The sequence below is a fragment of the Actinomycetota bacterium genome (assembly GCA_005774595.1).
In the GTDB taxonomy this organism is placed as follows: Bacteria; Actinomycetota; Coriobacteriia; order Anaerosomatales; family D1FN1-002; genus D1FN1-002.
Map to the genome: position 1 here is coordinate 1 of VAUM01000282.1, position 2,569 is coordinate 2,569.

Sequence of the window (2,569 nt, forward strand, 5' to 3'; positions counted from 1 at the left end):
GCCGAGTACCAGGAGAACCGCCTGCTCGTGTTCCTCGACCCGGAGCGCGACCCGTCCGGTGCGGGCTACAACCTCGCGCAGTCCAAGATCGCCATCGGGTCGGGCGGGCTGACCGGCCAGGGCCTGCGATCGGGCACCCAGGGCAACCTGTACTTCCTGCCCGAGCGGCACACGGACTTCATCTTCTCGGTGCTCGGCGAGGAGCTCGGGTTCCTCGGCGCGCTCGCGCTGCTCGGCGTCTACCTGTGGCTGTTCGTCGCGGCGCTGGAGGTCGCCGCGTCCGCGAGGGACCTGTTCGGCGCACTGCTCGTCGTCGGCGTCATGAGCATGTGGGCGTTCCAGGTCCTCGTGAACGTCGGCATGACGATCGGCATCATGCCCATCACGGGCATCCCGCTGCCGTTCATGAGCTTCGGCAGCTCGTTCATGGTCACCAACCTCGCTGCGACGGGTATGCTCCTGTCGGTGTGGTCGCACCGGTACGGCGCCTAGAGCGAAGGAAGCGAGCGATCCGCGTGGTCAACATCCCGGTCGACGTCCAGGACCTGCTGAAGCACACCTCGCGCATGCACGAGCAGCGCGAGGAGCCGGTGCGCCTCGTCGTGCTCCTCGAGCCGGGGGCGCCGAACGCGCTGCTCGATGCGGTGCGCCGCGAGCTGCACCCGCAGACCTCGCGGGCGCTCGTGGCCGTCGAGGTCGTCGAGCGGGGCTTCGAGCTGCTCGTGGACCCGAGCGTGGATGCCGTGGTCGCTGTCAGCGGGCCCGGAGGCGAGGATCTGAAGCGCGTGCTGGACCCGATCCGGTACCGCGGCATCCCCGTGGCCGTCCTCGGGATCGGACAGCTGAAGCGCCCGCTGGCCGACGCGCTCGTCCACCCGCTCACCGACACGCTCGTCGGGCCCGACGCGGACGCGGTCGTCACGCGCGACCTCGCCGATTGGTTCTGCGACCGCCTTGCGTCCAAGCGTCTCGCGCTCTCGTACAACTTCGAGTTCGTGCGGCGCGAGGTCGCCCGCGACGCGGTGAACGCGACCGCCTGGCAGAACGCACTCATCGGCGGCATCTCGATCATCCCCGGTGAGGACATGCCGCTCATGACCGCGAACCAGGCCAAGATGCTCCTGCAGATCGCGGCCGCGTACGGCCAGCGCCTCGGGCCCGACCGCATCAAGGAGCTCGCTGCGGTGGTCGGCGGCGGCTTCCTCATGCGCACCGCCGCACGGCAGCTGCTGACGCTCGTGCCGGGATTCGGCTGGGCCGTCAAGGCCGCCATCGGCTTCACCGGCACGATGGCGATGGGGAAGGCCGCCATCCGCTACTTCGAGAACGGCGCCGACCTCTCGCAGGCGATGCACGGCGTCGTGGAGGTGCGGGACCGCGTGGTCGAGAAGGTGCGCGCGAACCCCGCGCTCGCCGGCCGGCGGCATGCCGCGGCCGTCTCAGACGCCGCGGTCGCCGAGGTCGCCGGCGTCCCGGCAGCGGCGCTCCCGCCCGCAGGCGGCGCGCCGCCGGCGGTGACGGGTGGCTGAGGCGGACCGCACGCTCGACCGGCTGCTCGCCGGTGTCGAGCGTCCCGCCCGGTACATCGACTGCGAGTGGGGCGCACGGCACAAGCCGGGCCCGGTGTTCCGTTTCGCGCTGGTCTACCCGGACGCCTACGAGATCGGCCAGGCCAACCAGGGCCTCGGCATCCTGTATGAGCGGCTCAACGTGGTGGAGGGCGTCGCCGCCGAGCGTGCGTTCGTGCCGTGGAAGGACATGGCCGCGGCGATGCGCGGCGCGGGCGCGCGGCTCGCCACGCTCGAGAGCGGAACGCCGCTGGCCGCCTGCGACGTCGTGGGCTTCACGCTGCCGTACGAGCTCACCTACGCGAACGTGCTCGAGGCGCTCGACCTCGCGGGCATCGCGCTGCGCTCGGCGCGGTCGAGATCGCGCAGACCGTGCGCGGGGCGAGACAGGCCGGCGCTGACCGAGCGGGCGTGCTCGAGGCGCTCGCGCGCGTGCCGGGGGTCTACGTGCCCGCGCTGTACGCGCCCGGCCCGGACGGCGGGCTTGCGCCGCTGTCCGCGGCGGCGCCTGAGCGCGTCACCCGGCGCGTGGTCCCCGATCTGGACGCGGAGCCGTCCGTGGCATGCCCGGTGGTCCCGTTCGTCGATGTGGTCCACGACCGGGTGACGGTCGAGGTGACCCGCGGCTGCACGCGCGGGTGCCGCTTCTGTCACGCCGGCATGGTCTACCGCCCCGTGCGCGAGCGCACCGCCGACTCGATCGTGCGCGACGTCATGGCGGGGCTGCGCTGTACGGGCTACGAGGAGGTCTCGCTCACCTCGCTGTCGACGACCGACCACTCGCAGCTACCCGACGTCCTGCGCCGGCTCGCGCGACGGCTCGAGGGGTCGGCGGTCGCGGTATCGCTGCCGTCGCTGCGCGCCGACGCGTTCGGCGTGCGGATGGCGCAGCTCGTCTCGCGCGGCAAGAAGCCGGGGCTCACGCTCGCCCCCGAGGCCGGTACCCAGCGCATGCGCGACGTCATCAACAAGAACGTGACCGAGGACGACCTGCTCGCCGC

3 protein-coding genes are annotated in these 2,569 nt (G+C 72.3%); all 3 read left to right on the forward strand.

Annotated elements, in window-relative coordinates; all coding sequences use genetic code 11:
• A partial coding sequence (locus FDZ70_09135) for a rod shape-determining protein RodA (protein TLM70539.1) occupies positions 1-492 on the forward strand: 492 nt, incomplete at its 5' end.
• A 74-nt stretch (positions 493-566) separates the two neighbouring features.
• The gene (locus FDZ70_09140; protein TLM70541.1) at positions 567-1,529 is read left to right on the forward strand and encodes a DUF697 domain-containing protein; all 963 of its coding nucleotides are present in this window, start codon (positions 567-569) and stop codon (positions 1,527-1,529) included.
• 219 nt (positions 1,530-1,748) lie between these two features.
• Positions 1,749-2,569 (forward strand): radical SAM protein (locus FDZ70_09145; protein TLM70540.1); only part of this gene is annotated, 821 nt, incomplete at its 3' end.